Raw genomic sequence first — 24,186 nt, forward strand, 5'->3', positions numbered from 1 at the left:
GATATGAATGACTCGAGACGTTGCTTAAGTTGGTCCCGACGCATTGAACCTGCATACTTGTTCCATAGTTGTGGTATTTTTCAATATATATTCTACAAGTCATGGAGTGAACTTATATGAACTCAACAATTAAAGAAAAACTGGCTGTACTCCCGGACCAGCCTGGCTGTTATTTAATGAAGGATAAAAATGATACAGTCATTTATGTAGGAAAGTCTAAAGTGTTGAAAAACCGAGTCCGCTCCTATTTTACCGGGGCACATGATGGTAAAACGCAAAGACTTGTCCGTGAAATCGTCAACTTTGAATATATCGTGACTACTTCAGAGATTGAAGCTTTAATATTGGAAATGAATTTAATAAAAAAATACGATCCAAAATACAACGTATTATTAAAAGACGATAAAACGTACCCTTATTTGAAGGTAACAGCAGAGAGACATCCCCGGCTGATTGTCACAAGAAACGTGAAGAAAGATAAAGGGAAGTATTTCGGCCCCTATCCAAACGTCATTGCTGCAAGGGAAACGAAGAAGCTTCTGGATCGATTGTACCCGTTAAGAAAATGTAATACCATGCCCGACCGTGTTTGTCTTTATTACCACATGCATCAGTGTCTCGGGCCATGCGAGTATAAGGTCTCTAAAAAAACGAATGAAGAAATTGTTCAAAATATAACGTCCTTTCTAAATGGCGGCCATACGGAAATAAAGAAAGATTTGAAAAAGCGAATGCTTGAAGCATCAGAAGAGCTTGATTTTGAACGTGCGAAAGAGTTGAGAGATCAAATTGAACACATCGAGTCTGTCATGGAACAGCAGAAGATGACGATGAATGATCAAGTAGATAGAGACATATTCGGTTATTCCTATGACAAAGGATGGATGTGCGTACAGGTCTTTTTCGTCCGTCAGGGCAAACTCATCGAACGTGATGTTACGCTGTTTCCATTTTTTGATGATCCAGAAGAAACGTTCATCAGCTATATCGGCCGCTTTTACTTGCATCAAAACCACCCATATCCTAAACAGGTCCTCGTCCCGGTGGCGACGGATGTCGATGTGTTGGAGGGAGCATTAGATACGAAAGTTCACATTCCCATGCGTGGTCGGAAAAAAGAATTGGTTGAGCTTGCAATGAAGAACGCAAAAATTTCGTTAGAAGAAAAATTTGCTTTAATCGAACGAGATGAAGAGCGAACCATAAAAGCTGTGGAAGCACTTGGCAATCATCTCCATATTGAAACACCTCATCGAATTGAAGCTTTTGATAACTCAAATATACAAGGAGCAGATCCTGTCTCTGCGATGGTTGTTTTCATTGATGGAAAACCTCAGAAGAAAGAGTACAGGAAATACAAGATTAGGGATGTAGAGGGTCCAGATGATTATGAAACCATGAGAGAAGTGATTCGAAGAAGGTACAAGCGGGTGTTAAAAGAAGACCTGCCTCTGCCTGATTTAATTGTCGTCGATGGTGGGAAAGGTCAAATGACAGCCGCACTTGATGTCCTGGAGAATGAACTAGGTGTTGATGTTCCTTTATGTGGCTTAGCTAAAGATGATAAACACAAAACCAGTGAATTATTATACGGAGATCCCCCAACTCCTATCGACCTTGATCGTCAGTCGCAAGAATTTTATCTAGTCCAGAGGATTCAAGATGAAGTACACAGATTCGCTATTTCCTTTCACCGTCAGCTTCGTGGCAAGGGTGCCATCCAATCTGAACTGGATCGTATTCCAGGAGTTGGACAGAAACGTAGACGGTTATTGTTGAGGCACTTCAAGTCTGTAACGGAAATTAAGAATGCAGACATTGAAGATATTACAAAGTTAGGTGTTCCTGAACCTGTAGCTAATACCATTCTTATCCATCTCAACCAGGATAACGTAGAAGAACCAGCTGAAGAATAACAGCTGGTTCTTTCCTTTCTTCATTTATCCTTTTAGTGCTTTGATCTCAACAAAGTTTTCTTTGTGGTTTTTCTCTTCAAAACATTCATATGTATGATCACTAATTTGGGAGATGATTTCAGCCATGAACCCACACTCCATGCGGAAATCGACTTCGAACATCTTCTGGTTCAGCCGCTTCTCTATCATATGGCCACTCAATTGAAAAATCATTTCTTTTCTTTTTTCTTTGGTTAAGACAAGTTCTCCCCAGCCCATGTATTGGAAAAACTCATAGAGGTCGTCCAGGGTGCTGATCTCTGTCTGTCTAGCCATGTTTTTCCCCATATAATAAAGGAGGTAGGGGGCATCTTTCCCTAAAAAATCGGGGAGGGTGTAATAACGCATCAGATCAAAGCCTGCGCCTGTCCCTACAAGCGATGAAATGTTGCCGGTTGTTAGCTTCGTAGATTCTTTCAAAACGCTCAGTCCTTTCTCTCCTTATTATCACTCGAAACGAGATTCGGTGCAATAAAAATTGTCCCTTTTCATCGAAAGGAAATAAATGTGTATTTTTGAGCAAATTATGAACGTGCTTTCTTGACGCTCATACGGGATAGAAGTACAATAAACATGTCACAAATTGTACATTGGTCAGACAAGTTAGAAGGGAAGAGGGGCTTTTCCCATTATTTTTAACGCTTAATTAAAGCGCTTAACTGTCTGAAAAATGTCCACATTCAAACTGTTATCATCTTGAGGGGGGTAAATATGGCGGGAACACGCGGATACGTTAATCGAAGACTGCATTCACTTTTGGGAGTCGTCCCAATCGGGATCTTTTTGATCCAACACTTGACTGTGAACTATTTTGCAACACGTGGACCAGAAGCATTTAACGCTGCAGCTCATTTTATGGAGAGCTTGCCATATCGTTATGTACTGGAGACTTTAATTATCTTTTTACCACTGTTGTTTCACTCTATTTACGGGGTGTATATAGCATTCACAGCAAAAAGTAATTTATCCAACTTCGGTTATTTTAGGAACTGGATGTTCATCTTCCAACGAATCACTGGAATCATCACACTCATATTCATCGCATGGCATGTATGGGAAACGAGAATTGCTATTGGTTTCGGTTGGGCAGAATTGAACTATTCGTTGATGGAAGGCATTCTTACTGAACCGTTCTTCTTTTGGTTCTACATAGTAGGGGTCATTTCAACGACTTTCCACTTTTCTAATGGTCTTTGGTCGTTCTTTGTCAGCTGGGGAATCACCGTATCACCTCGCTCACAGAAGATTATGACCTATGCAAGCATCATCATTTTCCTTGCGATTTCTTATGTTGGTGTTCGAACACTGATTCAATTCGCATATGGCATATAAACAATGAAAATTTTAATCAAGAAGCGGTAGATTTTTAGTATTCAAGGGAGTGAGCTTCAATCATGACAAACCGTAATATTGTTGTTGTCGGTGGTGGTTTAGCCGGCCTAATGGCAACAATTAAAGCAGCAGAACAAGGGGTTCACGTGGACTTGCTTTCCATTGTTCCTGTTAAGCGTTCTCACTCTGTATGTGCCCAAGGTGGAATAAATGGGGCAGTTAATACGAAAGGGGAAGGCGATTCCCCATGGGAACACTTTGACGATACAGTTTATGGGGGCGATTTCTTAGCGAACCAGCCTCCAGTAAAAGCAATGTGTGATGCAGCACCGGGAATTATTCACTTGCTTGATCGTATGGGCGTTATGTTCAACCGTACTCCGGAGGGACTGCTTGATTTCCGTCGCTTCGGTGGAACACAACACCACCGTACAGCATTCGCCGGAGCAACGACTGGACAACAACTTCTTTACGCTCTGGATGAGCAAGTGCGTCGTCACGAAGTAAATGGTCTAGTAACAAAATATGAAAACTGGGAATTCCTATCCGCCATTGTCGACGACAATGGCGTAGGCCGAGGCATTATTGGTCAGAACCTTAGTGACCACGAAATTAAAGCCTTCCCAGCAGATGCTGTTATCATGGCAACAGGCGGACCTGGAATCATTTTCGGTAAATCAACAAACTCAGTCATCAACACGGGGTCTGCAGCAGGTTCCCTTTATCAGCAGGGTGTAAATTACGCAAATGGTGAATTTATACAAATTCACCCTACAGCGATTCATGGGGATGACAAACTACGTCTCATGAGTGAATCCGCTCGTGGTGAAGGTGGACGCGTATGGACATATAAAGATGGAGAACCTTGGTATTTCTTGGAAGAAAAATACCCGGCCTATGGAAACCTCGTTCCACGTGATATTGCGACACGGGAAATCTTTGATGTGTGTGTCAATCAAAAGCTTGGGATCAATGGTGAAAACATGGTTTATCTTGACCTTTCCCATAAAGATCCGAAAGAATTGGACGTTAAGCTTGGCGGAATCATTGAAATCTATGAAAAATTCGTAGGGGATGATCCGCGTAAAGTACCGATGAAGATTTTCCCTGCGGTTCACTATTCTATGGGTGGAATGTGGGTTGATTATGACCAAATGACCAATATCCCAGGAATTTTCGCTGCCGGAGAATGTGATTATACTCAACACGGCGGGAACAGACTTGGGGCCAACTCACTTCTTTCTTCCATTTTTGGTGGAATGGTAGCTGGACCGAATGCTGTTAAATATACTGATGGATTAGAAACACTGGCGGATGATATGACATCCAAGCTGTTCGAAGAGAAAGTAAAAGAAGAACAGGATAAATTCGAGGAAATTATGAAGATGGATGGCGATGAAAATGCATACCAAATTCATAAAGAGCTTGGAGAATGGATGACTGATAACGTAACAGTTGTTCGGGAAAACGAAAAGCTTCTTAAAACAGATGAAAAAATCGTGGAATTGATGGATCGTTACAAACGAATTAACATCAATGACACTTCTCGCTGGAGCAACTAGGGAGCGATGTTCACGCGTCAGCTTTGGAACATGCTTCAATTGGCTCGTGTTATTACTCAAGGTGCTTACAATCGTAATGAAAGCCGTGGCGCACACTATAAGCCTGAGTTCCCTGAACGTAATGACGAAGAGTGGCTGAAGACAACGGTTGCCAGCTTTGATAAGGAAAACAATAAGCCGGTATTCCGTTATGACGAAGTCGATACATCCTTAATCGAGCCTCGTAAACGTGATTACTCGAAAAGTAAATAAAGGAGGTAACGATCATGAGCGAAAATAAAACGATCACGATGATCATTACTCGTCAGGACCACCCTGATGAATCATCTTATGAAGAGAAATTCGAGATTCCGTATCGTGAAAATATGAACGTCATCTCTGCGCTTATGGAAATTCGTCGTAACCCTGTCAATGCAGATGGTGAACCGACGACTCCTGTTTATTGGGATATGGGTTGTCTTGAAGAAGTGTGTGGCGCTTGTTCCATGGTAATCAACGGGACACCTCGTCAATCTTGTACAGCACTTGTCGATCAACTCGAACAGCCAATTCGTTTGGCTCCTATGACGACATTCCCGGTCAACCGTGACCTGGCTGTTGACCGTAGCCGGATGTTCGATTCATTGAAGAAAGTAAAAGCCTGGATTCCAATTGATGGAACATATGATCTTGGCCCAGGACCTAAGATGCCGGAAAGTAAACGTCAGTGGGCATATGAGCTATCCAAATGTATGACATGTGGGGTATGCCTGGAAGCTTGCCCGAACGTCAACAGTAAGTCGGACTTCATCGGACCTGCTCCATTGTCTCAAGTTCGTCTATTCAACTCTCATCCTACAGGGGAAATGAATAAGAGCGAACGCTTGCAGACCATTATGGATGAAGAAGGACTTATGGGTTGCGGGAACGCGCAAAACTGTGTACAAGCGTGTCCAAAAGGAATTCCATTAACGACTTCCATTGCTGCACTTAACCGTGACACAGCTATTGAATCTTTCAAAAGCTTCTTCGGAAGTGACCAACGCGTCTAATCTACTACTAAAGAAGCCTCCATTCTATATGGAGGCTTCTTTTTTTGTCATAAACCTATCTCTTCCACAAACGCTCCCGATTGTGGAAGACTCAGTTTCGATACTTTTGTTGAGTGGATGGGGCTGCAGGGAATAGCTCGCTTTCCGCAGGAGCGCGGTGAGCCTCCTCGGACTGCGTCCTGCGGGAAGTGCGTGGTAGATGAGACCCCGCAGAGCATTAGCTCGAGGAGGCTCTTCACTCGCCCGCGGAAAGCGAACCTTTTCCCGGAGCCCCTAAACTCCAATAAAAGTCTCGAAATCAAGTCTTACACAATCCTGCCATATAGCTGAATAACCATAGTCTTTTGACTGGGCAAAAGACTATGGGTTGTAGGCTGTAAGTTCCATAGTATAATAGACATGGTTGAATAATGTACGAAGGTGGATTTATATGCTTAATTTCAAATGGTCACAGTGGCTGGTCCTATCCTTTTTCGTCCTATCTGCTTGTTATATGATCGTATTATCTGTCACACAGCCCTACCTTGGAATCGATGTGAAAGAAAGACAAGGAGAGTGGGTGGTGACCTCTGTCCATAATGGAAGTTGGGGAGACCGTCACAATGTTCCTCTAGGAGGCGAAGTCAATTCAATAAATGATGCCCCCCCAGAGGATCATCGTTCTATTTCTATGTTCAATGAATTGGAGGGGGCCCATTCATTTTCAATACAACATAATGGACAAGAAATTGTCTACAATGATATAGAAAATTCAAGTCCGATTCATTGGTTATTGTATATTGTTCTGCCTGCTCTTTTCTTTTTAGTTATTCTTGGAATATCCTATCTGGTCCATAAGCGGGTCCCGAAAAGGTATTCAGCGGAACAGTTAATTCTGTTTTTCATGGCGATTGCTACTGGATATTTAAGTAATGGTGGGGCAGTAAGGGATGACTTTTATGGCTTGTTTTTAAATACAGGGTTATTTTTGTTTGCGCCTGTGATTTTAATTCACTTCTTATTTAATTATTTCCAGGAACTGAATTTGTATTGGTTTTCTAAAAGAATCGTTCACCTGTTATACGTTACTGTAGGGGTTGTATCGTTACTTGAAGGATACTTTCTTATCAGTGAATCTTACCCAGCTTTTTTTGAACCGGTTCATGGCGGCTTGCTTTTGGTTTTGTATATTATTTCTTTCTATATCATTTACCGGGGACTGTTCATCCACAAAGATACAGCGGTCGGACCTATTTTCAAATATATGTCTATAGGAGTGACGGTTGCGTTCTTTCCTTACATTTTTCTTTATTTGATTCCAGCTTTGGCTTTTGGTGTGAAGGTGATTTCACTTGAGGTTGGAGCTATGTTTCTTATCGCTTTACCCATTACTTTCATGTATTTGGTAACGAGGGAAAGATTGATTGATATTGATTTTGTCATAACACGTGTGCGGTATTACATGATTCTGTCTGTGATCCCGAGTTTAGCTCTGATGTTTACAATTGGCTGGATTGTTGAGGAAGATTTATACGTTGTTAGTTACATTCAAATGTTTTTGTTGTTGCAATCTTCTTTAGTTATATTTTTATCCGTTAAAGAAGTATTGGATTTCAAACTACAGCGTTATTTGTTTTCCGCTCGTTACGGTTATCAGGAGAGCATGCACCGGATGGCTCAGGATATGAAGGACCAGTCCAACGCGGTGGACTTGATGAAGGTCATGCGTGATGAAGTGAAAAATGTACTGAATGTTCGAGATATATACATTTATTCCAAGCATAATAAACGAAATGTGTATTGTGTGTATGACCAGATTCCTGAGGACATCATCGACCATTTTGATGATCATCTGAATAGCCACCATTATGATATTGGGTCCGTGATTGAAACCGAGAAAGGGTTTGGAGTTATTGTAGGCTACTCGTTAGAAAAGCTGACCATGATGTGGTGTGAAGGGAAAAAAGATTACACTAACCTGAACCGTGATGAGAAGACCTATTTGCAGACCATCTCTCATAATGCAAATATCGCCATTCAAAACATGAACACGATTGAAGATTTATTAAAAGAACTTCGTAAGTTGCGAAGCGACCAAACACAAAAATATCCAACCTGGCTTTCAAGGTTATTGTTCACGATTGCTGAAAATCAAAGAAAACAGCTTTCCATTGATTTGCATGACACCGTGTTGCAGGAGCAGTTGTATCTTTATAGAAAGATGGATGATTTGATCAGACAAAGAAATGATTTAACTCCAAGTTTGCACGCAGAGTTGATGGTTTATAAAGAATCCCTCCTTGACAGTATTCACTTGATTCGCGAGACGTGTAATGAGCTGCGCCCGGCATTCATTGAGGAGATGGGACTTGTGCAATCATTAAAAAATTTGATTCATCAATATCAGCTCCGTTCGAACTTTACGGTTTATTTTACGAATGAACGTTTTGATGCAGAATTAGATCAAGAGCGGATCTTAGCTATCTTCAGGGTCGTTCAAGAGCTATTGACAAATGCCATGAAGCACTCTGATGCCAAAATTGTCAAACTGTCATTATCCAGCCAGGAAAATCACGTCATGCTCTTGTATTCCGATAATGGAAAAGGCATGGACTATTCTGTTCAACGTGATTTGTTCTCACATATTGGATTATCGGGTATTGAGCAACGGGTCAATGGTTTAAATGGACACTTGGAAATTGAAACCGCACCAGGCGAAGGCTTTAAGACGATCATTACGTTTCCGATTGAAATAAAAAGGGAGGTCCAAGTATGATGAATGTGTTAATTGTAGATGATCATCCTGCGGTAGGGGCAGGTACGAAATCAATGCTCGAGCAAGAAGGGGATATGCAAGTGGATGTCACTCATGAAAATGACAGTGTAGAACCCCTCTTAAGAGAAAAAAACTACGATATCGTTTTGTTAGATTTATATATGCCCGGAATGAACGGAATTGAATTGGCAAAGAAAATACGGAAGTCCTATCCTGATCTAAAGCTCCTTATTTATACAGGGTTTGACTTAAACACCCACTTCAATATGTTAGTGGAAGCGGACATTAATGGTTTTGTCAGCAAAACAGCGACTAGTGACCAACTGGTAACGGCTATTCGTTGTGCGTGCAGAGACGAGGTTGTCATTCCTTTGCATTTATTTAAACAATTGAGAAGGTCAGAAGCGAGTGTTAGCGCATCTTCTGAAACAGAAAAAGGTAATGGTTTTTCTTTGAATGAAAAAGAACAATCCATCTTACAGGAGGTGGCGTCGGGTTTTACGAATAGAGAAATTGCCCAAACCCTTCACATGTCGCAGCGAAGTGTGGAATACACATTGACCGGCATTTTTAATAAACTGAATGTTAGATCTCGTACAGAGGCGCTCTTCAAAGCCCAAGAACTCGGGCTTGTGTCTAAATCATGAAACCGTAGCACAGGGCGACCTTCCTGTTCATACGATACAGAGACTAAATAATTCCCCTCATATAAGCTCAGGGACAACAAGGAGGGGTACGCTTGTGAAGGAGGACGGCTATCGGCCAACACAAATTCTTACCAAGCGGGAGCGAGAAGTTTTCGAGCTTCTAGTACAGGATAAGACGACACGTGAGATCGCAAAAGAGCTCTTTATTTCAGAGAAAACTGTGCGGAATCACATCTCGAACGCAATGCAAAAGCTAGGGGTGAAAGGACGTTCTCAGGCAGTGGTAGAACTGCTGCGAATGGGAGAACTGGAATTGTGATCTCCATAGAACAGCAAACCATTGCTTTTGAGATGGAGGGGGTCCTTTCAGGTAAGGTCGCGTTTAACGCAGCCATACCTGAAAGGGTTTTTCTTATAATGAGAAGTTAGACCTTGAATTTTTCTGCTCAAACCATGAGAATGGGATTTATAAAGTATTTTCGTTAGGAGTGCTGAATGTGACCAAATCACAACAGACGTCCATGATGGCTGATGTAGAAAAAGAGTTGAGATACATAGCCGGGATTATTAAACAAAGAGGACGAGTTATCTTAAATCATTATCCAATTACAGCTCCACAATTCGTTGCTCTCCAGTGGCTTTTAGAAAAAGGAGACATGACAATCGGAGAGCTCTCAAACTATATCCACCTTGCTTGCAGCACAACGACAGACCTTGTAGATCGTATGGAAAAGAACGAGCTTGTAGAGAGAGTCCGCGATCCTAAAGACCGTCGTGTTGTTCGTATTCATGTCTTGGAAAAGGGAGAGAAGATCATCCATGAGGTGATTGAGAAACGACAGAATTATCTTGAAGAAGTCTTGAAGGGCGTACCTGATGAGGATGTAAAAACACTCAACCGCTTACTCCACGTTCTTCATGAAAACATGAAAGAGACAGATAAGGAATCAGACAACTAAGATAAAAAAGAGGGATGCGAATTGAAACAACCGATAGGAGTCATAGATTCAGGCGTGGGCGGTTTAACGGTGGCAAGAGAATTGATGCGCCAATTACCTAAAGAGACTTTTCTCTATCTAGGGGACACAAAAAGGTGTCCATATGGTCCCCGTTCTGAAGAAGAAGTTCGGGCATTCACTTGGCAAATGGTTAATTTTTTACTAGAGAAAAATATCAAGATGTTGGTGATTGCCTGTAATACAGCCACGGCCTATACGCTAACCGAACTTCAGGAAACGCTCGATATTCCTGTGATTGGTGTTATTGAACCTGGCGCCCGTGCAGCGATTAAATTCAGTCGTAATAAACGTATTGGTGTAATCGGTACGGAAGGAACAATTGAAAGCAAAGCGTATCCAAATGCACTTGTTGCCATTGACCAAAACATCCGAGTCAATGGCCTTGCATGCCCTCCTTTTGTACCGATGGTAGAAGACGGAATTCTATCCGGTCCGAAAGCAGAAGGAATCGTTTCCAATACTCTACAACCTCTGAAAGAGATGAATCATATTGACACCCTTATTCTAGGTTGCACCCATTATCCGTTGATTAAGGACCTCGTGCAAAAAGAGATGGGAAATCATATACAAGTGATTAGTTCTGGTGAAGAAACAGCAAGGGAAGCAAGTTTAATCCTTGCTTATCATAAGTTGTTAGTGAAAGATAATTCTTCACCTGTTCATGAATTTTATACGACGGGAGATCTCGAAAAGTTCCGCTTGGTTGCAAATAGCTGGTTTGACGAACCCGTACAAATTCTTAAATCCGTACAGATTGAACATGTTCCGAGCTCTGCTTATTAAAGCAGAGCTTTTTTTATTTGAAAGACCTGTGGAACTCTTTTCAATCACTGTCTCATTTTCATTCATAAAATCTTCTGGTCTAATCCTCCAAGGGGCTCGTATATATGGTAGTACAATCTATCTCAGGAGGGAAAACTATGAAGAAATACGGCTACAAACCCTTCATGCTCGCAGTTCTATTGCTGTTGAGTACAGGGTTACTTTCAGGCTGCCTTTTTGAAGGAGAGCAATCATTAGAGAAAATGGATACACCTGAAGAGGCGGTTACAACAACGCCAGATCCGAGTAGTGATGAACCTCAACCTGAAGGAGAAGGTGAAAATACAGAAGGGGAAGAAGGAGAAGGAACAGAAGATGCGCCTTCTTCAGCGACGGTCGCTCGTGAGGTGTATTTATTGGACGCGAACGGCATGGTTGCCCCGCAGACCTTAGAGTTGCCGGCATCAGAAGAGGTAGCCACACAGGCCCTTGAGTATATGGTGAAAGATGGACCTGTAACCAACTTGCTGCCAAATGGTTTTGAAGCGGTTCTTCCTGCTGGAACAGAAATTCTTGGAGTGAACGCCAAAGAGGATGGAACGCTTATTGTAGATGTATCGGAAGACTTTAAAAATTATGCGGCTGAAGATGAAGAGAAGATTTTACAAGCCATGACTTATACATTGACTCAGTTTGAAAATGTAAAACGAATTAAGCTTTGGATCAACGGTCATGAGCAGCAAGTAATGCCTGTCGACGGGACTCCAATTTCTAAAGGGGTCTCCCGTGCTGACGGGATCAACCACAGTGTCGGGAACAACACAGATATTATGAACAGTGAGGCGGTCACGGTTTATTTTCCGGCCCAAAATGGGGAACAAGTCTACCAAGTTCCAGTGACTACTCGTGTAGCTAAAGGAAGTGACGAATATACCGCTATGGTACAGGCGTTATTAGAAGGACCTGAACTTGGAAGTGCACTGATGAACCCATTCAATGAAGGAGCAGAGTTGGTCAATTCCAAGCTTGAAAATGGTGTCCTGACGGTTTCCTTTAATGAAAACATACTGACGAGTGTGGACGAGCAACCATCTTTATCTGATGCTGCGTTAGCAAGTCTTGTCATGAGCCTTACCGATCAAGCGGATATAGAATCAGTCGAAGTCCATGTAGATGGAACCGAACAAGTATTCAATGAAGCAGGAGAGCCATTGGCTGAGCCTGTTACAAGACAGGATATCAATGGAGCAGAAGCCATGTAATCACAAAATATTATCATGCATGAAGCGCTTCAAAAGTGAAAAGCTTTTGAGGCGCTTTTCCATTTGAGCTTTAACTACCTCACACATGTAATTTGTGTTAAGATGGGCAAGGATAATGGTGTAGGCAAAAGGAGGTCGTTACTGATGAGAAATGATCATCGGGAAGTCAACGAACTAAGAAAAGTAACAATCGAAACGGATTATGTAAAGCATCCAGAAGGGTCCGTGCTGATCAGCTTTGGAGATACGAAAGTAATTTGTAATGCCAGCGTAGAGGATCGTGTACCTCCTTTTTTACGTGGACAAGGAAAAGGTTGGATTACAGCTGAATATGCAATGCTGCCTCGTGCAACGGAACAAAGAAATATCCGTGAGTCGTCAAAAGGGAAAGTTTCTGGGCGCACGATGGAAATTCAACGTTTGATCGGACGTTCCCTAAGGGCCGTTGTCGATTTAGATAAAATCGGCGAGCGCACGATCTGGGTCGATTGTGATGTCATCCAGGCTGACGGAGGAACACGTACAGCTTCCATTACTGGAGCATTTGTCGCCGTCGTTATTGCTTTAGGCAAACTAGTGAACAAAAAAACCATTAAAGAGCTGCCGATTACAGATTTCTTGACTGCTATTTCTGTAGGTGTAATGCCTGGCGGGGATGAAGTTCTGGACCTTTGCTATGAAGAAGACAGCAAGGCACAGGTGGATATGAACGTCATCATGACTGGAAAAGGTGAATTTGTTGAATTGCAAGGTACTGGAGAAGAAGCAACATTTTCTATGCAGCAGCTGCAAAAGATGTTGTCCCTCGCTGAGGAAGGTGTTACAGATCTAATCAAACTCCAAGGAGAAGCCATTGGAGAATGGTCAGACGTCATTCGTACAAAAGCGGAGGCGACAAAGTAAAATGAAGGAACTGATAGTGGCGACGAAGAACCCAGGTAAAGTGGATGAGTTCCGCCAGATGTTTTCCAAATACAATATTTCTGTGAAATCCTTGTTAGATATTGACCGTTCCATTGACATAGAAGAAACAGGGGCGACATTTGAAGAAAATGCAGCCATTAAAGCAGAAGCTATGGCCGAGCATTTCGGAGTGCCTGTCGTGGCTGACGATTCAGGTTTGGAAGTCGATGCCTTAAACGGGGAACCAGGTGTTTATTCCGCCCGCTATGCAGGAATAGAGAAAGATGACGGGAAAAATACACAAAAACTCTTAAATGAGCTCCATGATGTACCTGAAGAAAAACGTACAGCTAGGTTTGTTTGTGCCGTAGCGGTGGCAAGACCTGGAGAGAATACTTTTGTTAAAAGAGGAACGTGTGAGGGCACGATCGCCAACGAACCTCAAGGTACAAATGGTTTCGGTTATGATCCTGTATTCATACCGGCGGGGTCTTCCCGTACGATGGCTGAACACTCCTCTGAAGAGAAGAACGCAATCAGTCACCGTCATCACGCCATACAAAAAATTGAAGAGTGGTTGAAAACTCAAAGCTAATCGAGGTGAGTCGTATGCCGAAAGTTCTAATTGTGAGTGATACACACGGTTTAAAAAATGAAGTGATCGATATTAAGGAAAGACACCAGGATGTCGATGCTATGATTCATTGTGGGGATTCTGAACTTGCTTATGATTCCAAAGAACTTGAAGGCTTCTCTTATGCAAAAGGGAACTGTGATTTCGAACCAGAAATGGAAGAAGAACAAACCCTGCAAGTAGGAGAAGTGATGTTTTTGGTGGTTCATGGACATTTGCATCAAATCAAATCAACGTTGATGCCCCTCTCTTACCGTGCAGAAGAAGTTGGTGCACAAGTTGCCTGCTTCGGCCATTCCCATATAGCAGGAGCAGAAAAAGTTGGCGACACTCTATTCATTAACCCAGGAAGTGCAAGGCTCCCGAGAGATCGTGAAGAGCCGACGTATGCAATTTTGGAGTGGGAAGATTTAAGTGAAGTCCACTTGCAATTTTATCATGTGAATGGCGACGCTATGCCTGACTTATACATGACAACAGCACTTGCAGCGAAGAATTAAATTCTTTGCTGCAACCTGTTGACATTTTTCCGTATCCTTAATATAATAGTTCTTGTCCGCTTCACAAGACAGCAACAAAACTTGTTTTCTTATAAGCTAACTTTTAACTACGCGGGTGTAGTTTAATGGTAAAACCTCAGCCTTCCAAGCTGATGACGAGGGTTCGATTCCCTTCACCCGCTCCATTACATATCTTAAACTTTAATAAGTATGTCCCAGTAGCTCAGCTGGATAGAGCAACAGCCTTCTAAGCTGTGGGTCGGGAGTTCGAATCTCTCCTGGGACGCTAAAAGAAAAAACTGTTTCTTTTGCTAAAGCAAAGGAAACAGTTTTTTTGTGCTCTACAAGCATCTGCATTCAAGAGGGAATGGTACCATTCCCTTTCAAAGCATTAAAACGGACATAGCGATGATAAACGGTTTTTGACACAGTCTTCTGAACTTATTAAGCATTGCGTCCAGTTCCTGAGATTTGATAAGTGCATTGGTATAATTTTGATCGATGAGATAGGCTTGGTACATTTCTCTTCTCTTAACTTCAATTTTATTTCTTAATCCTTCACAATCCATACAGTATCCCCTTTTTAAATTATTTTACCTTATATAGTTGACGAAGAGTGAAATTTTGAAACCGTTTAGAAAAAATGTCACAATTTAAAGATTATTTTCTGTTTAGGACGCATTAGAAGGAAGGGGATCGCGAGCAAATTCTTTATGCAGTACATCACTATCTTAATTCATTTTAATGATAGTAAAAAGAAGTATAAAAGTATTCATATAAACCTATGAAACTCATAAGTGTAATCCTGAGTTCATGAGAGGGATTGACTTGCGAAAATATCAAGGTTGCAGGAGTAAGAATATGAAGGAACTTTCTGAAGAACATGGCATCAATTATACGTGGGAGGATTGGAATAAGAAGTTCTTGCTTTGTGTAAATCCGTTAATGAGTTATAGGGATCGGTTTTAGGCAATAAAAGGAGCGCCCTTATTTAGGACGCTTCTTTTTGGTGGCAAGGAGTTTATAAAAAGCGCTTTTTGACTTCTGGTGAAGGCATTTGACAGGCTTCCTTTTTACCGAACCATTTGTAACGATTTTTAGACAAGAGGTTGTACGACCAATCCCTTATCCGCTTAGGAATAATAACCATAGCAAAACCGATTTTCCAAATCCCTTTCAAATTTCTACATACTCTCAACGCAGCCGAGGAGTGAAGGTAAGCCTTGGAACCTTCAATGAGGACTAGGCTGTCTACTTCTTTTGGAACTTCATATTTCCGCATGAACGATTCTCCAACTTCACTTTGTTGAGAAGCGAATTTGAAACGTCCTTCTGGATCTCTCTTAATAATGAACTGCACACTTTGATTGCAAAAATTACATTCTCCGTCAAACAGGATGATCCGTTCCATCTTCAATCACCTCTACAAACATTTTACCATGTTTAACGCCATACGTTGTTAAAAGGTTTGCTTGTGGTGGGGCACATGTCACGTATTCTTCATACGCTATGGTGTAGAGGAGTGATACGTTTGATAGCCTTCGCTTATATCCTGATTGGTATGTTTTTTTGTTTTCAACAAGAAGAACCTGTAAACCAGAGCAGAGAAGAGAAGTCCATATACATGTTCGTATTATTAGGTTGGATCATTCTTTGGCCGCTATTCTTAATCCGTTTGTTATTTAAAGGTAAATAAAGGATAGAGAAGATGGTTTTAACTCACATACTTGTCCCTTCTCAAGCACACAATAGGATTGGCTATTAGCCAAGCGATTTGAGGAGTGATCAGGATGGAGAAGAAGAATGTTCAGTGGTTGCCGATTGTCGCTTCTATCGGAATCGGTGCTGCCACCTACAGCATGATGACTGGTCAGGCAGGGCAGTTGCAAAACGTTATCCCGAGCATTGCTAAAATGTCCGGGCAACGTCAGAGCAACTCAACCTCTAATCAATAAAAAGAAAGGGTGTGCTTTCCAGCACACCCTTTCTAAATTCCTCTATAAAAACGTTCTCATTAGGGAGAGCGTTCGATGTCGATTCATGTAAGTTGGAGATTTCCTTCAGGCAATTCCATAGATCGTTTATCAATTTCTTTCGTCAATAAGTGGACGAATTCATCATCTAATTGAAGTTTCACGGATTCTATGTACGTTTCCAGCAATGTTTGATCATCTAGCAATGACAAAACGATACATCTCCTTAAAATTTAATAATTCGGTGAAATTTTATTCACATTCACTTATTTTAGCAAAAAAAACAAAATCATCATGAGCATAAAGTCCTGTTTTGTGCTAATATCAAACATTTTCAGATAACATAGGAGGATAAGGTTTTCGATTGATTGAAGGAATTGTCGCTCCTTGTCTTTACTTAACGGATCATGATGTACAGAAAACGGATTCCAGACCGAGAAGTGTATTCTTTGTGTTTATTGTGAATATACTTTAGTATATCCTAATAAGCTGAATGAATAGAGGTTTGAAAAACAAACGATAAGGATAAAATGAGGGAAGTATAAACTCTAGGGAAGGGTGTCTTATGGAAAATAAAAACGGGAACTTAGTGATGTTCCCAAAATGGAAAACCACTCTGCAACGAGTAGGACTGGAAGCATTAAAGGAAAAAAGGTATAAAGATGCTTCAGAAGCTTTGGAGCCACTAGTAGAGTATGGCGTTGCAAATGCGGATGTCATCACGGGACTTCTGATGAGTTGGATCGAACTTGGTCTGTTCGATGAAGCGGAAGAATTATGTCAAAAGCAAATGAAGGAAGATTACGAACAGTACTATCATTATTTACATATCTATATCACCATCTTATTCCAAAGTAATCAGTATGAAGAAATCATAAATCTTTTGGAAGAAGTGTTTGAATCAGAGGACATCCCTCATCAAAGTCGTACTCAACTCTGGCAGATGTTTGAGGTAAGCCGGAAACTTCTGGAGGATCGTCATAAAGAAGAAGGTACGAAATATTTTGATGAATTTAAACAGGCCTTGGATTCCGATGATATACATAAGCAATGGCAAGCGATAGACCAATTAAAAAAACAATCACCTGACCCTTTTGCGGTGGACTTCCAACGTGTATTAGTGAACGAAAAGGTCCACCCGATAATAAAATCGTCCATCTTAGAATGGTTTCGGGACACAGGTTGGAGTGAAGAGTTGACAATTAAGAAATTTGGGCAGGCATCCACCGTTGTCCCCTCGGAATTAACACAGCTTCATTCTGATTACATCATTAAACAGATTCAGATGAGACTTGGGCAAATTGAACAAAACAACCCGACGATGTACGAGATGATTAATCGCCTTTTATATCATTATTGCTATGTGCGTTATCCAATATTTCCTAATGAAAAGGAAGTCCCGATTCTTGTCGAAGCCCTTAAACAATTAGGGCATGATTATTTACAGCTTCCAATGCCTGAGAATGATGAATGGGAACAAGTGGAGAAATACAAATCTGAAATCGAACTATGTGAACAGCATTATGTATTGATCGTAGGGGAATAAATGAACAGCTCACGGCTTGAAAGGCTGTAGGATTATGTTATAATGTAGTGGTTGCAAACGAGATTCGTATGTAAAAAGAGTCATAGAATCATCAGATCATCGTCTTCGGACGAAAATGAATGAATAGATGTTGGAGGGAATTTTTTATGTCAGCAAAATGGGAAAAGCAAGAAGGCAATCAGGGGACTTTGACAGTAGAAGTACCTGCAAGTGAGTTCGACAAAGCACTTGACCAAGCCTTCAAAAAAGTAGTTCAACAGGTACAAGTACCTGGTTTCCGTAAAGGTAAAGTACCTCGTAAACTTTTCGAACAGCGCTTCGGAGTGGAGTCACTTTATCAGGATGCCCTTGATATTGTACTTCCACAAGCTTATACAGAAGCTGTTGAAGAGACAGGAATCGAACCTGTTGATCGTCCAGAAGTAGACGTGAAACAAATCGAAAAAGGTCAAGACCTTGTATTCACAGCTGAAGTTACTGTGAAGCCAGAAGTTAAGCTTGGCGACTACAAAGGCCTTGTTGTAGAAGAGCAGGATACTGAAGTATCAGATGAAGATGTTGAAAACGAACTGAAGCAGATGCAAGAGCGTCAAGCTGAGCTAGTTGTTAAAGAAGATGCAGCTGTTGAAAATGGCGACACAGTCGTTATGGATTTCGAAGGTTTCGTTGATGGCGAAGCATTCGAAGGTGGACAGGCAGACAACTACTCCCTTGAAGTTGGTTCTGGCTCCTTCATCCCAGGTTTTGAAGAACAGCTGGTTGGTAAAAAAGCAGGAGAAGAAACTGACGTTGAAGTGACTTTCCCTGAAGAATACCATGCGGAAGATCTAGCTGGTAAATCGGCTACTTTCAAAGTGAAAATTCATGAAGTAAAAGGAAAAGAACTTCCTGAGCTTGATGATGAGTTCGCGAAAGATGTCGACGAAGAGGTTGAGTCTCTTGAAGAACTGAAGACAAAAACTCGTGAGCGTCTAGAAGAGCAGAAGAAAACAGATGCTGAAAACAGCAAGCGTGACACGCTTGTAACGCAAGCTTCCGAAAATGCAGAAGTTGAAATTCCTGACGCTATGGTGGACACAGAGCTTGACCGTATGGTTCAAGAATTCGAACAACGTCTACAAATGCAAGGGATGACTAAAGACATGTACTTCCAATTCACTGGTCAAGATGAAGATGCCCTTCGTGAGCAAATGAAAGAAGATGCAGCGAAGCGTGTGAAGACGAACTTGACTCTTGAAGCGATTGCAGAGGCAGAAAATGTTGAAGCTTCTGAAGAAGATGTGAATGCTGAACTTGAGAACATGGCTTCCATGTATCAAACAGACGTTGCTCAACTGACGCAAATGCTTGGCGGGAACACTGACATGATCAAAGAAGATCTTAAAGTCCGCAAAGCCATTGACGTTCTAGTTGCAAATTCTAAAGCTGAATAATAAACTAAGAAGACAAGGTGCATGATCGTACCTTGTCTTCTCATATATTTCTATATTATAGAGTATAGAGGTAGAGATTAATGGGGAAGATAGTTGATACTTCTCCAACAGTTTACATACAATAGTACTGGTGCTCCATCGTTTGACTTATCTGCCGTTGAATTACATAATGAGGATGGTGCAGGAAAAGTTGCGCACACCTCTGAAAAGGTATTGCTTTTTTGTTTGAAGTTAATCTGATATGATGGGCAAAAGAAGTGAAGTGGAAACGTAAACGTCGTATCATGAAACTTCAGTCGCAACGATTGCGTCATTATAATAAGGGGTGAAACGAATGTTTAAATTTAACGATGAAAAAGGACAGTTGAAATGTTCTTTCTGCGGTAAAAGTCAGGAACAAGTCCGTAAACTCGTAGCAGGACCTGGCGTATATATATGTGATGAATGTATTGAACTTTGTACGGAAATCGTTGAAGAAGAGCTGGGTAATGAAGAAGAAGTGGAATTCAAAGAGGTACCGAAACCTCAAGAAATCCGCGAAATCCTCAGTGATTATGTTATTGGTCAGGATCAAGCTAAAAAGAACCTGTCCGTAGCGGTATATAACCACTACAAACGTATCAATGCAGGTGTTAAAAATGATGATGTAGAACTTGCGAAAAGTAACATCCTCATGCTTGGACCTACAGGTAGCGGTAAAACTCTACTTGCTCAAACATTGGCCCGTATTCTAAATGTGCCATTTGCAATTGCTGATGCTACTTCCTTAACAGAAGCCGGTTACGTTGGCGAAGACGTTGAAAACATTCTGTTGAAGTTGATTCAAGCAGCAGACTATGATGTGGAAAAAGCAGAAAAAGGAATCATTTATATCGATGAAATCGATAAAGTGGCTCGTAAATCAGAGAACCCTTCCATTACAAGAGATGTGTCTGGTGAAGGAGTGCAGCAAGCGCTTCTGAAAATCCTTGAAGGTACTCAGGCGAGTGTGCCTCCACAAGGTGGACGTAAACATCCTCATCAAGAGTTCATCCAAATCGATACAACCAATGTATTGTTTATCGTTGGGGGAGCCTTTGATGGAATCGACCAGATCATTAAGCGTCGTCTAGGACGTAAAGTGATCGGCTTCGGTTCTGAACAAGCAGCTGATGAAGCTGAGAAGAAAGAATTGCTTACAAAAGTGCTGCCAGAAGACTTGTTAAGCTATGGCTTGATTCCAGAATTCATCGGTCGTCTTCCAGTCATCGGCAGCCTCGAGCAGCTTGATGAAGATGCGCTTGTAGAAATCCTAACAAAACCGAAGAATGCGCTTGTGAAGCAGTATCAAAAACTATTCCAAATTGACCATGTTGAGTTGGAAATGGAAGAAGATGCGCTTCGGGAAATCGCACGCTTAGCTATAGAACGTAAGACAGGGGCTCGTGGATTGCGCTCGATCATTGAAGGAATCATGCTGGATGTCATGTATGAACTTCCTTCCCGTGATGACATTGAGAAATGTATCATTACGAAAGAGACAGTCACTGCTAAAAATGGACGTCCTAAGCTGGTTTTGACTGACGGCACTGTTGAAGATGATAACAAACAATCTCCTAAAGAGAGTGCGTAAACCTTAAGGAATAAATCCAAGAAGCCGTGCTACGAACATGATGTAGCACGGCTTCTGTTTTATAAAATTGACAAATGGCTACATAAGCATGAAAGGCTGGTTTCTGTTCATAATAAAGTATTAGAGGAGTGAGCCCCTTGACAGTAGATGGTTAGGGGATTTCGGTGATGGCATCATTTGGTGCCGTTTCGTTTACTTTCCAAGTACATTTATATATGATAAAAATACGTAGTTGCAATAATCGGAGGTGCAAGAAATGGCGGATAAACATAGAAAAAAGATACCTCTACTTCCTCTCAGAGGGTTGCTTGTGTACCCTTCAATGGTCCTCCACTTGGATGTGGGGCGTGAAAAGTCGGTACAAGCACTGGAGCAATCCATGATGGATGATAATGAAATTTTTCTCGTGTCACAAAAAGAAGTGAATATTGATGAACCTTCAAACGATGACCTTTATGAGATTGGAACGGTTGCAAGAGTTAAACAAATGGTTAAATTGCCGAACGGCACCAATCGAGTCCTTGTAGAAGGTTTATATAGAGCTCATGTTGAAGAATTAGTCGATGATGAGGACTTTTATCACGCGAACATCTCAAAAATTGAGGATGAGCATGTAGGAGAAAATGAGGAAGAAGCTCTCATGCGCACGCTTTTGGATCAATTCGAAAAGTTCGTCAAAGTTTCTAAAAAAGTAAGTCAGGAAACCTTTAATACCGTGTCCGACATCGATGAACCAAGCCATATGGCAGACATGATCGCTTCCCATTTGCCTGTGAAGCTAAAAGAAAAGCAGTCGATTCTGGAAACAGCGAATGTAAAAGAGCGGCTTCAAAAGCTTGTCGACATGATTGGGAATGAACGTGAAGTTCTGCAAATTGAACAAAAGATTGGAAAAAGGGTAAAAAAATCAATGGAAAAAACGCAAAAAGAATATTATTTGCGTGAACAGATGAAAGCGATCCAAAATGAACTTGGGGATAAAGATGGAAAATCAGGTGAGGTGGCTCAGCTTAAAGAAAAAATAGAGCAGGCCAATATGCCTGAACGAGTGGAAGAAATCGCTTATAAAGAGCTTGGAAGATATGAAAAAGTTCCACAAAGCTCAGCGGAAAGTTCCGTCATCCGTAATTACATTGAATGGCTCGTAGCCTTGCCATGGTCGAATGAGACGGAAGATAATCTGGATGTGAACCGTGCTGAGAAGATCTTAGACGAAGACCATTATGGTTTGGAGAAGGTCAAGGAGCGCGTTCTTGAATATTTAGCGGTTCAAAGACTGACTCAAACGATCAAGGGGCCTATATTGTGTCTGGCTGGACCTCCAGGAGTGGGAAAAACATCCCTTGCTAAGTCTATCGCTCGTTCCATTAATCGAAAATTTGTAAGAATCTCTTTGGGTGGTATTCGAGATGAAGCTGAAATCCGTGGCCATCGCAGAACTTATATTGGGGCTATGCCCGGACGTATTATTCAGGGAATGAAACGTGCAGAGACCGTGAACCCTGTATTTTTACTTGATGAAATTGATAAAATGGCAAGTGATTTCAGAGGAGATCCCTCTTCAGCTATGTTGGAAGTCCTTGACCCGGAACAAAACGGTACGTTCAGTGATCACTTCATTGAAGAGAACTACGATCTATCAAAGGTCATGTTTGTCGCTACAGCCAATAATATTTCAAACATACCGGGGCCATTGCGTGACAGAATGGAGATTATCACCATTGCTGGATATACGGAAGTTGAGAAAGTTCATATTGCTAAAGAGCATCTGCTTCCTAAGCAAGTCAAGGAAAATGGCTTGAAGAAAGGCCAGCTTCAATTACGTGATGATGCGCTCTTGAAATTGATCCGACGGTACACTAGAGAAGCGGGTGTACGGGGGTTGGAACGTGAATTAGCAAGCCTATGCAGAAAAGCTGCCAAGATCATCGTTTCTGGTGAAAAACAACGGGTGGTTGTGACGGAAAAACAACTGGAAGACCTTCTTGGCCGCCCGAAATTCCGTTATGGACGTGCTGAACTGGAAGATCAGATTGGGGCAGCTACAGGCCTTGCTTATACGACAGCAGGTGGAGATACATTATCAATTGAAGTTTCAATTTACCCTGTAAAAGGAAACCTCACATTAACAGGGAAATTAGGAGATGTGATGAAGGAATCTGCACAAGCGGCTTTCAGCTATATTCGTTCTAGAGCGAATGAACTGAACATCGACCCTGAGTTTGTGGAAAAGAACGATATCCATATTCACGTACCTGAAGGCGCAACACCAAAAGATGGCCCTTCTGCCGGCATCACGATGGCGACAGCCCTTGTATCGGCACTGACAGGCCGCCCTGTTCGTAAAGAAGTGGGCATGACTGGTGAAATTACTCTTCGAGGACGCGTTTTGCCTATCGGCGGTTTGAAAGAAAAATCCTTGAGTGCCCACCGTGCAGGATTAACAAAAATCATCATTCCAGATCAAAACGAAAAGGATTTGGAAGATATTCCTGACAGCATCAAGGAAGGTTTGACTTTTGTTCCTGTGAAGCATTTGGATGAAGTTTTAGAACAAGCATTAACGGAGGCAGTACATGAAAGTTAACTCGGCTGACATCGTCATCAGTGCGGCGAGCAAAAAGCAGTACCCAAAAACACCGATTCCTGAAATTGCACTGGCAGGAAGATCGAATGTTGGTAAATCTTCATTTATTAATCGGATGATCCAACGTAAAAATTTAGCAAGAACTTCATCAAAACCTGGGAAAACGCAAACATTAAATTTCTACATCATTAATGATAAATTCCACTTCGTCGATGTGCCTGGTTACGGGTATGCGAAAGTTTCTAAAAAGGAACGAGCGAAGTGGGGAGCGATGATGGAAGAATATTTTGCAGAGCGTGATCAGTTAAAAGCGACAGCTTTAATTATCGACATCCGTCATAAACCAACAGAAGATGATCAATTGATGTATGATTATTTGAAGCACTTTGATCTCCCTGTTATGGTGATCGCTACAAAGCTTGACAAAATCAAAAAGGGTCAACGAAAGAAACAACTGAAGATGATTTTTGATGTCTTGGAAATGGAAGAGGAAGATGCATTGATTCCCTTCTCATCCGAAACCGGTGAAGGTAAGGATGTGGCATGGAGAACCATGCTTTCCCATTTGAATTTATAATGACAGAACCACTTCTCTACACAGGGAAGTGGTTTTTTTAGTGTGTATGTATATTCATGCAAATTTATATTATATTAGAGCAAATTCATGCATTTA

Annotated in this window: 23 protein-coding genes, 2 tRNA genes and 1 pseudogene; 22 read left to right on the forward strand and 4 right to left on the reverse strand. The window is 41.5% G+C overall.

Annotated elements, in window-relative coordinates:
• The first annotated feature begins 116 nt into the window (after window positions 1–116).
• Complete coding sequence (gene uvrC / locus LC065_RS10675) at window positions 117–1,916, forward strand: excinuclease ABC subunit UvrC (RefSeq protein WP_226591339.1); 1,800 nt, start codon at window positions 117–119, stop codon at window positions 1,914–1,916.
• 24 nt (window positions 1,917–1,940) lie between these two features.
• Here the strand turns inward: uvrC and LC065_RS10680 are convergent, their stop codons facing one another.
• Window positions 1,941–2,375, reverse strand: coding sequence for a YslB family protein (locus LC065_RS10680; protein WP_226591336.1), 435 nt, complete (start codon window positions 2,373–2,375; stop codon window positions 1,941–1,943).
• A gap of 291 nt (window positions 2,376–2,666) precedes the next feature.
• Here LC065_RS10680 and LC065_RS10685 point away from each other — a divergent pair, with 291 nt between their 5' ends.
• From LC065_RS10685 to LC065_RS10750, 14 genes and pseudogenes are all read left to right on the forward strand, one after another.
• The gene (locus LC065_RS10685) at window positions 2,667–3,287 is read left to right on the forward strand and encodes a succinate dehydrogenase cytochrome b558 subunit (protein ID WP_226591334.1); all 621 of its coding nucleotides are present in this window, start codon (window positions 2,667–2,669) and stop codon (window positions 3,285–3,287) included.
• 62 nt (window positions 3,288–3,349) lie between these two features.
• Window positions 3,350–5,101 (forward strand): annotated as a pseudogene (gene sdhA, locus LC065_RS10690) (succinate dehydrogenase flavoprotein subunit).
• Between the two features lie 14 nt (window positions 5,102–5,115).
• The gene (sdhB, locus tag LC065_RS10695; RefSeq protein ID WP_226591330.1) at window positions 5,116–5,880 is read left to right on the forward strand and encodes a succinate dehydrogenase iron-sulfur subunit; all 765 of its coding nucleotides are present in this window, start codon (window positions 5,116–5,118) and stop codon (window positions 5,878–5,880) included.
• A 430-nt stretch (window positions 5,881–6,310) separates the two neighbouring features.
• Entirely contained in the window at window positions 6,311–8,635 is a 2,325-nt protein-coding gene (locus tag LC065_RS10700; protein WP_306163400.1) for a sensor histidine kinase, read from the forward strand.
• Window positions 8,632–9,282 carry a response regulator transcription factor gene (locus tag LC065_RS10705; protein ID WP_226591326.1) on the forward strand — a complete coding sequence of 217 codons (651 nt, stop codon included), beginning with the start codon at window positions 8,632–8,634 and terminating at the stop codon, window positions 9,280–9,282. The genes LC065_RS10700 and LC065_RS10705 overlap by 4 nt, the downstream gene beginning before the upstream one ends.
• Before the next feature lie 94 nt (window positions 9,283–9,376).
• Window positions 9,377–9,601, forward strand: coding sequence for a helix-turn-helix domain-containing protein (locus tag LC065_RS10710; RefSeq protein ID WP_008635211.1), 225 nt, complete (start codon window positions 9,377–9,379; stop codon window positions 9,599–9,601).
• A 202-nt stretch (window positions 9,602–9,803) separates the two neighbouring features.
• Window positions 9,804–10,241, forward strand: a complete 438-nt coding sequence (locus LC065_RS10715) for a MarR family winged helix-turn-helix transcriptional regulator (protein WP_226591693.1) — start codon at window positions 9,804–9,806, stop codon at window positions 10,239–10,241.
• 21 nt (window positions 10,242–10,262) lie between these two features.
• A complete protein-coding gene (racE, locus tag LC065_RS10720; protein ID WP_226591324.1) occupies window positions 10,263–11,084 on the forward strand; it encodes a glutamate racemase in 822 nt (273 codons plus the stop codon).
• A 137-nt stretch (window positions 11,085–11,221) separates the two neighbouring features.
• Complete coding sequence (locus tag LC065_RS10725) at window positions 11,222–12,325, forward strand: GerMN domain-containing protein (RefSeq protein WP_226591322.1); 1,104 nt, start codon at window positions 11,222–11,224, stop codon at window positions 12,323–12,325.
• 144 nt (window positions 12,326–12,469) lie between these two features.
• Entirely contained in the window at window positions 12,470–13,228 is a 759-nt protein-coding gene (rph, locus tag LC065_RS10730; protein ID WP_226591319.1) for a ribonuclease PH, read from the forward strand.
• Window position 13,229: 1 nt separating this feature from the next.
• A complete protein-coding gene (locus LC065_RS10735) occupies window positions 13,230–13,823 on the forward strand; it encodes an XTP/dITP diphosphatase (protein WP_226591317.1) in 594 nt (197 codons plus the stop codon).
• A 14-nt stretch (window positions 13,824–13,837) separates the two neighbouring features.
• Entirely contained in the window at window positions 13,838–14,362 is a 525-nt protein-coding gene (locus LC065_RS10740; protein WP_226591314.1) for a metallophosphoesterase, read from the forward strand.
• Between the two features lie 111 nt (window positions 14,363–14,473).
• Window positions 14,474–14,547 (forward strand) — tRNA-Gly (locus LC065_RS10745).
• Window positions 14,548–14,574: 27 nt separating this feature from the next.
• Window positions 14,575–14,648 (forward strand) — tRNA-Arg (locus tag LC065_RS10750).
• Window positions 14,649–14,745: 97 nt separating this feature from the next.
• Here the strand turns inward: LC065_RS10750 and LC065_RS10755 are convergent.
• A complete protein-coding gene (locus tag LC065_RS10755) occupies window positions 14,746–14,931 on the reverse strand; it encodes an aspartyl-phosphate phosphatase Spo0E family protein (protein ID WP_226591311.1) in 186 nt (61 codons plus the stop codon).
• A 452-nt stretch (window positions 14,932–15,383) separates the two neighbouring features.
• Window positions 15,384–15,773 carry a thiol-disulfide oxidoreductase DCC family protein gene (locus tag LC065_RS10760; RefSeq protein WP_226591309.1) on the reverse strand — a complete coding sequence of 130 codons (390 nt, stop codon included), beginning with the start codon at window positions 15,771–15,773 and terminating at the stop codon, window positions 15,384–15,386.
• A gap of 120 nt (window positions 15,774–15,893) precedes the next feature.
• On the opposite strand from LC065_RS10760, the gene LC065_RS10765 reads away from it, so the two are divergent.
• Window positions 15,894–16,058: a hypothetical protein gene (locus tag LC065_RS10765; protein ID WP_226591306.1), complete on the forward strand. Its 165-nt coding sequence runs from the start codon at window positions 15,894–15,896 to the stop codon at window positions 16,056–16,058.
• 94 nt (window positions 16,059–16,152) lie between these two features.
• Window positions 16,153–16,317, forward strand: a complete 165-nt coding sequence (locus tag LC065_RS10770) for a hypothetical protein (RefSeq protein ID WP_226591304.1) — start codon at window positions 16,153–16,155, stop codon at window positions 16,315–16,317.
• Between the two features lie 83 nt (window positions 16,318–16,400).
• Here the strand turns inward: LC065_RS10770 and sda are convergent, their stop codons facing one another.
• Window positions 16,401–16,547 (reverse strand): sporulation histidine kinase inhibitor Sda, encoded by a 147-nt coding sequence (sda, locus tag LC065_RS10775; protein WP_226591301.1) that lies wholly within the window; start codon window positions 16,545–16,547, stop codon window positions 16,401–16,403.
• Window positions 16,548–16,900: 353 nt separating this feature from the next.
• Here sda and LC065_RS10780 point away from each other — a divergent pair, with 353 nt between their 5' ends.
• From LC065_RS10780 to yihA, 5 genes are all read left to right on the forward strand, one after another.
• A complete protein-coding gene (locus LC065_RS10780) occupies window positions 16,901–17,881 on the forward strand; it encodes a tetratricopeptide repeat protein (protein ID WP_226591299.1) in 981 nt (326 codons plus the stop codon).
• Window positions 17,882–18,027: 146 nt separating this feature from the next.
• Window positions 18,028–19,314: a trigger factor gene (gene tig / locus LC065_RS10785; protein ID WP_226591297.1), complete on the forward strand. Its 1,287-nt coding sequence runs from the start codon at window positions 18,028–18,030 to the stop codon at window positions 19,312–19,314.
• Window positions 19,315–19,648: 334 nt separating this feature from the next.
• Complete coding sequence (gene clpX / locus LC065_RS10790) at window positions 19,649–20,926, forward strand: ATP-dependent protease ATP-binding subunit ClpX (protein ID WP_160915501.1); 1,278 nt, start codon at window positions 19,649–19,651, stop codon at window positions 20,924–20,926.
• Window positions 20,927–21,182: 256 nt separating this feature from the next.
• A complete protein-coding gene (lon, locus tag LC065_RS10795) occupies window positions 21,183–23,513 on the forward strand; it encodes an endopeptidase La (protein ID WP_306163401.1) in 2,331 nt (776 codons plus the stop codon).
• On the forward strand, window positions 23,503–24,090 hold the full coding sequence (yihA, locus tag LC065_RS10800; protein WP_226591293.1) for a ribosome biogenesis GTP-binding protein YihA/YsxC: 588 nt from the start codon (window positions 23,503–23,505) through the stop codon (window positions 24,088–24,090). The genes lon and yihA overlap by 11 nt, the downstream gene beginning before the upstream one ends.
• The last annotated feature ends 96 nt before the right edge of the window (window positions 24,091–24,186 follow it).

The organism is Halobacillus litoralis (genome assembly GCF_020524085.2).
Taxonomy (GTDB): Bacteria; Bacillota; Bacilli; order Bacillales; family Halobacillaceae; genus Halobacillus; species Halobacillus litoralis_E.